The sequence below is a fragment of the uncultured Gimesia sp. genome (assembly GCF_963972345.1).
GTDB lineage: Bacteria > Planctomycetota > Planctomycetia > Planctomycetales > Planctomycetaceae > Gimesia.
Window position 1 is genome coordinate 1 of the sequence record NZ_CAXAVM010000293.1, and the last position, 6,029, is coordinate 6,029.

Annotated in this window: 7 protein-coding genes; 2 read left to right on the forward strand and 5 right to left on the reverse strand. The window is 52.6% G+C overall.

Going from position 1 to position 6,029, the window contains the following annotated elements; translation table 11 throughout:
• Positions 1–198: 198 nt before the first annotated feature.
• A complete protein-coding gene (locus AACZ40_RS27775) occupies positions 199–1,104 on the reverse strand; it encodes a DUF1559 domain-containing protein (RefSeq protein WP_291178569.1) in 906 nt (301 codons plus the stop codon).
• Between the two features lie 203 nt (positions 1,105–1,307).
• Here AACZ40_RS27775 and AACZ40_RS27780 point away from each other — a divergent pair, with 203 nt between their 5' ends.
• Positions 1,308–2,012, forward strand: a complete 705-nt coding sequence (locus AACZ40_RS27780) for a GntR family transcriptional regulator (RefSeq protein ID WP_291178572.1) — start codon at positions 1,308–1,310, stop codon at positions 2,010–2,012.
• A gap of 83 nt (positions 2,013–2,095) precedes the next feature.
• Here AACZ40_RS27780 and AACZ40_RS27785 read toward each other — a convergent pair whose 3' ends face one another.
• Complete coding sequence (locus AACZ40_RS27785) at positions 2,096–2,542, reverse strand: carboxypeptidase-like regulatory domain-containing protein (RefSeq protein WP_291178575.1); 447 nt, start codon at positions 2,540–2,542, stop codon at positions 2,096–2,098.
• A gap of 229 nt (positions 2,543–2,771) precedes the next feature.
• Positions 2,772–3,725, reverse strand: coding sequence for a DUF1559 domain-containing protein (locus tag AACZ40_RS27790; RefSeq protein WP_291178577.1), 954 nt, complete (start codon positions 3,723–3,725; stop codon positions 2,772–2,774).
• A 437-nt stretch (positions 3,726–4,162) separates the two neighbouring features.
• Here AACZ40_RS27790 and AACZ40_RS27795 point away from each other — a divergent pair, with 437 nt between their 5' ends.
• On the forward strand, positions 4,163–4,459 hold the full coding sequence (locus tag AACZ40_RS27795) for a cyclic-phosphate processing receiver domain-containing protein (protein WP_291178580.1): 297 nt from the start codon (positions 4,163–4,165) through the stop codon (positions 4,457–4,459).
• Between the two features lie 103 nt (positions 4,460–4,562).
• On the opposite strand, the gene AACZ40_RS27800 is transcribed toward AACZ40_RS27795, so the two are convergent.
• Together AACZ40_RS27800 and AACZ40_RS27805 are read right to left on the reverse strand one after the other, a co-directional pair.
• A complete protein-coding gene (locus AACZ40_RS27800) occupies positions 4,563–5,042 on the reverse strand; it encodes a VOC family protein (protein ID WP_291178583.1) in 480 nt (159 codons plus the stop codon).
• A gap of 87 nt (positions 5,043–5,129) precedes the next feature.
• The gene (locus tag AACZ40_RS27805) at positions 5,130–5,948 is read right to left on the reverse strand and encodes a helix-turn-helix transcriptional regulator (RefSeq protein WP_291178586.1); all 819 of its coding nucleotides are present in this window, start codon (positions 5,946–5,948) and stop codon (positions 5,130–5,132) included.
• Positions 5,949–6,029 lie beyond the last annotated feature (81 nt).

Here is a 6,029-nt window from a genome sequence, read left to right on the forward strand (position 1 = left end):
TGGGCATGAAAGTGAAGTCACATGAAAGTGAAGTCACATGAAATCACTTTCATGGGCATGGGAATTGTAATTGCGCCAGGGAGTGCCGTTTCGCGATACCTGCTATGACTGTTAAACCGGGTAGCGACAGTGTCACCTTCGATGACAGGAATCGAAGGCGACACTGCCAGCAGGCACCCTGACAGGAAAACATCTCAATTAAGGAAAGCTGACGGCTTCACGACCAATGCGTGTGGTTAATGAACTCAAGACACCGGCGTCGATGTTTTCTGAAATGAAATGCACACTGCCGTCCCCCATCAGAAAGTGGCAACCGCCTGTATGCCAGCTGGATGCTTCCTGGGAAGCGAGGGTCCAGGTACCATTTCCGGGAGAAGTGTGCGGGCCATTGATGCCACCGGCGGTATCAATATGATTGACCACGCTCCAGTGATTGCAGTCGAACGACCCCGGTAATCCGCCGGCGACTTCCGCAACAAACAGGGTGTTACTGGAACCGTCGATGACGTCTCGCATGCGGGTGTTCGAATTATTGTACAACATGCCATCGCCGTCAGAACGTCCCCAGTTAGTGGCACATTCCCAGGTGCGGGAATCAGCGACGCCTGCCATATTGGAGCGTCCGAGGTCGTCTTTATTTCCCGGACCCCCGTTATTGATCCCGCCGGTTCGATTGCAGCGGGGTTCTGACTGGGGATCAGAGGGGCATAAGAAGACATTGATCGTGGCACCGACGGCCTGGATATCGTTGGAAGGGGCGACATTATAATTGGTGCTGAAATCAATTTTCTGGTAGACCGCGTTGGCTTCAAGGAACGGCAGAATCATCGCGCCCCAGCTGTAGCGATAGACGGCATTTTGCGACCAGACCGCGCCTGAGCAACCGCGTCCGGAATCACGATGATCCGACAGGGGAAAGATGGAGTGAGTTTCATGATAGTTATGCAGTGCCAGGCCGACTTGTTTGAAATTGTTCTTACAGCTGGAGCGGCGTGCGGCTTCGCGTGCCTGTTGGACAGCAGGTAACAGGATGGCAATCAGAATTGCGATGATGGCAATTACAACCAGAAGTTCAATCAGTGTAAATCCGCGCTTGATTTTCATGATTCTCTCCAGACGGGTCAAAGAAATGAAAGAAATGGAAACAACAGGTCGCCTCACCAGCCCGGAAAAACCTGATAAACAGTCGATCCCGAGAAAAAAGCAGCCTCGCATTAAAATTATTTGACACAATGTAATAACGTGTTATAACATGATGTTACATATTGTCAGCGAACGGAATTCCTTTGTCAACCGGAAAATGAAAAATGTATGAAGTCACGGAAAAACTGGCTGACCGGGCCTATCGCTTTATCAGGCAGGAAATGCAGGAGGGCTCACTGGTGCCGGGCTCACAGCTGGTGAACCGCAAGCTGGCCGCGGAGATCGGCGTGAGTGTGATTCCGGTCCGCGAAGCGATTCATCGGCTGGTAACAGAAGGACTGGTGGAACATGTGCCCGGTGCGGGTGCTTTTGTGCGGAATCCGAATCGTGAGGACCTGGAAGAGCTGTACGTGCTGAGAGATGCGCTGGAGAGTTGTGCGGCTGCGGAAGCAGCGCGGTATATCACGCCTCATCAGCTGGACGATCTGGATGCGATGCTGGAAGAGTTTTTTGAAATCCGTGATTTGATTCGTGAGCGGAGTGATGGCTATGCGACGCCGGCGCAGTTCAATCGCTGGCTGGATCTGGAAGAAGCCTTTCATGAGACCGTGATCGATGCTTCGCGAAATCGTCTGATTGCTAAAGTGATCCGTGAACATCGCGCGGTGGCAACCGTGTTTGAATCGCAACGACACAGTTCGAAACTGCTGACGGTTGATCTGGCAGAGAAAACCTGTGACAGCAAAAAACAGTTGCTGCAGGCGCTGCGTGACGGGAACGGTCCCCTGGCCCGGGAATTGATGAGTGCCCAGATTCAGCGCGGCTGCCGCGATGTGCTGGCATTCCTCAGACAGGAACGACGTTCCTGAAAGCAGACTGCTCTCACGCTGCCCGCGGGCGGACACACTGGTCCACCCGACAGTGCAGTGAGAACGGAAGCATTCTTCCGCGATTATTTCTTTTTCTTCAAGTCGAAGTTGAAGGTGTTTTCACCCGGTTGCACTTCGGCTTCCAGTGTGGTCTTGTCGTTATACCTCGCGGGAATCATTTTTTCGTCGGAGGGGGCAGTCTGGACCACGTCATCCCCTTCCTGTTCCATTTCATCTTCTTCCGTGGAATTGCTGATCATCACTTTATTGTGACCCAGTTTGCAGCCTGGCGTGTTACGGATGTAAATTAATTCATAGTTGCCGGCGATATCGGTTTTCCCCGTCGCGGGTCGACCGCTGTCGGGGGAAAATGTGACAGAAACACCGGCCAGGGGGCTGCCATCCATGGTGACGGTGCCTTTGACCTGACCTAATTCGGGCTGGTCACTCGTATCACCTCCACAACCTGTCAGGCTGAAGCTTAGGGACAGCAGTGTGATCATCAGAAAATCATGCGGTTTCAATTTCATAGTTCTACTCACTCTCTATAAAAAATATCTCGTCGGGACGCTCACAGCACAGAAGAAATTCTGTCGTGACAGATACCGATTTTTACCAACGGCATTCCATTTCAGATTGTCAGTCAAAAACCTGCGGCATATTGAGCGTGCCTGCTTTTCGAATCATCACGATTTTGATTCGAATTCAAAAGAACTGCGCCGCAATACAGGGCGACGCAGTTCGTGAACAATATCTGGCTTAATAATCAGCGCCTAACGTTTCCCGTTTGGCTCTGGTACTGAGTGCCCGGTACAGTCCCATGTCGATGTTTTCGGAGAGAAATTTGACTCTGCCGTCACCGAACACGAAGTGGGCTCCCCCGGTGTGATAGCTGCCGGCGGCTTCTTCTCCATAAGAGTTGATCGGGTCGTTGCTTTCCGCGGCAATCAGGTATTCTGTCATTTCAGTAGGAGGATTACTGTCTGCTCCGTTGGAGAAGCAGTGTTTGCGGTCGCTGCCGCCTGCACCCAGCATGTCGGCATCTCCCCCCGAGTCAATGACTTCACTGACGAAGATGGTATTGGAGAGACCATCGGTGACATCGCGAAATGCGACGCTACTACTGATATAGAACACGCCGTCAGCGCCCATGCATCCGCCTGTAGCTGCCATACCGGCGGCATCGGTAATGGAACCACTATAGCAGTCATCACCCGAACTGCCGATGAGTGTGCCCATGTTGCCGTTGTAATTGGAGGGAGAATAGCCATTTTTCTGGACTCCCTTGGTGACATCGGGCTGTGAGGGACACCAGAAGACGGAAAGAACCGTCTGCCCGGCCAGTCTCTGTTTGGGATCATCTACCCCGCCGGACTCAGCTCCCATGCCACTGGAATCCGGTCCCTGGATGGCATCGTACAGGTTACCCTGATCGAGATAAGGCAGCAGGCTCGCATGCCAGGTCCAGCCATGACCATTGTAAGTGGTACCGGCTGCATTCAACAGAACGATGCTGCCCGGCGGCAGCGAACTGAAGGCTTCGTGATAGTTGTGGGTCGCCAGACCGATCTGCTTCAAATTATTTTTGCACGTGTTGCGACGTGCAGCTTCGCGGGCCTGCTGAACAGCGGGCAGCAGCAGGGCAATCAGGATCGCAATAATTGCGATGACCACGAGTAACTCAATCAAAGTGAACCCTCTTCGATTTTTCATATAAACCTCTTCTTGAAAAATTGTTTCGCAGGAACGTGTACGAGTAAAAATAAATCCAAAACGTGTATCCGAAAGGTTGCTTTCACAAAGAAGATCAATTGAGAACGGTATAGAAACATCTCTAAGTGGATTTCAAAACACTCTTGAGAAGAGTTCTCAGTACGATGTGAATGGCGGAATTCTAGTGCTGTTCTGTGAAAGTAATATGAAGAATGAATGAGCTTATCGAGAGTTAAGCTGACGCTTATGTGAACCGTTTTGATGAAGAATCTGTGAATAATTTCTCTGATTGATTTCACAGTTTGTCCACGACATTGTTTTTCGCGAACTTTTTGTGGCGGTGTGGTGTCAGGAGATATGAAAAGGACGGAAAATCATGGATCTGTAGAAATCAGGCAGTATTCATGAATCCTTAACGCAAAATACAAGGAAATATCATGAAGGTTTATCTGGACGATGAACGACGTGCCCCGACGGGCTGGCAACAGGTACGCAATTCCCAGGAAGCGATCGAATTATTAAAAGCAGGCGGCGTCCAGGAACTCAGCCTGGGCAACGATGCGCGCGGCGCGGGCGAGGAAGTGCTGCGTTGGATTCAAGAGTCAGTCTCGATTTGTGATTTTGATTCCCCCGTGATCGACGTGCACACGGTCAATCCCGCGGCCCGCAACCGTCTCACTTCTGGTATCCGCGCAATTCAACGGATGACGGAGTGTTGCTGCGGCGCAGACTGACACGAGATCAAAAGGCAGATAGTTCCCGGCGAGTTCTGTTTTCCGCCGGGACGCTTCTGCTGTTCTCCTGAGGCGAACGGATCTGGAAAGCAGGTGAACTGCTTCAGTGCTCCGGGCTGTCTTCTTCAAACATGGCATCGAAGCGGCGCTGCATCTCTTCGTGCGTTACATCTTCGATGTGGCTGCCGAGCAGCCATTCATGACCAAACGGATCGCGGATCTTTGCTGCGCGTTCTCCATAGAACTGATCTGCAGGTTCCATGATCAGACTGGCTCCTGCCTGTACCGCTTCCTGTGTCATTGCGTCGACGTCCTGCACATGGAGGTGAATGGCAGAGCCGGTGGGCGTGGATGCTGTGGGAGCGTAAATGCCATACTCCGGATACTCGTCTGAAACCATGATGGTCGCTGAACCAAATTTGAGTTCGGCATGACCAATCCTGCCGCCGGGCTCAGTCAGCCGAAAGTCCTCTACCGCTCCGAACGCCCGCTGATAGAATTTGATCGCGGCGGCAGCGTCCCGAGTGCGCAGGTAGGGAAAAACTTCTTTGATCTGGTTCGAGTCTGTGTTGCTGTGGGGCATTGTTTCGTTTCCTAAATCTGAGCTGGTGATATGTTTCAACAGCAGCCAGTTTAATCAGTAACACACCGCGTGTATTGGAAAAAATTATCACTCAGTCATCAGCATATGATTTTTCCGATCCGGTGCGACGGGCCGGTATTCCAGCGGCGTGACGCCTGTGAATTCCCTGAAGTCTTGAATCAGGTGGGACTGGTCGTAATAGCCGTGCTTGAGAGCGACGTTCACCCAGGGGAGTTGATTGCCCCTGACGATCTGGTCCAGGATGGACTGAAAACGCTGGATACGACAATACAGTTTGGGGGTCAGCCCGACTGCGTTTTGAAACTGTCGAATGAATCTCTGGCTGCTGAATCCCAGCGCTTCGCTGACGGCTTTCACACTGGTGGGACGGGAAGTGCGAAACAGTTCGGCGGCGTGGAGCATCGCCTGATAATTCGGGTCGGGTTCTGTCAGTCGATCTAGCAGCGCCTGCTCCAGAATACCGAACCGCTCGGCTGTTGAAGTTGCCTGCAGCAGTTGTTCCCGTACGCGGAGGGCCTGCGTTCCCCAGAACTCCTCGAGGCTGAGATGCTGGTTCAGGAGCGTTTTCACGGGGACTCCCAGAAAGGGAGCAGCGCCGCCGGGATGAAAATGGACGCCGATGGTGGGAGAGAACCGGGACGTGTCGAGTCCAAACGGCTGTGAGTAAGCTCCCGAGACTGTGGCTCCTGAAACGGAACGGGGGGAGTTGTCTGCAGGGTCGAAAATCCGGATCGGCTGGTCATCCTGGAGTTTGAAAATCAGGTCGACGCTGCCGGTGGGCAGGATGCGTTCCTGCTGCCAGTTGCGGTGTTCTCCCGGAGAAAACCACAGGCATTTGACAAAGAGGTCGAGCGGGTTCTGGAAGCGGGTTCGGGATTCGATCATGGGCCGCGCTCGTTGCGAATCAGGTACGAGTGGCTGGTTGGTGACAGCCGGAGAACTGGCTCAAGACTGTGTCCAGTTTTA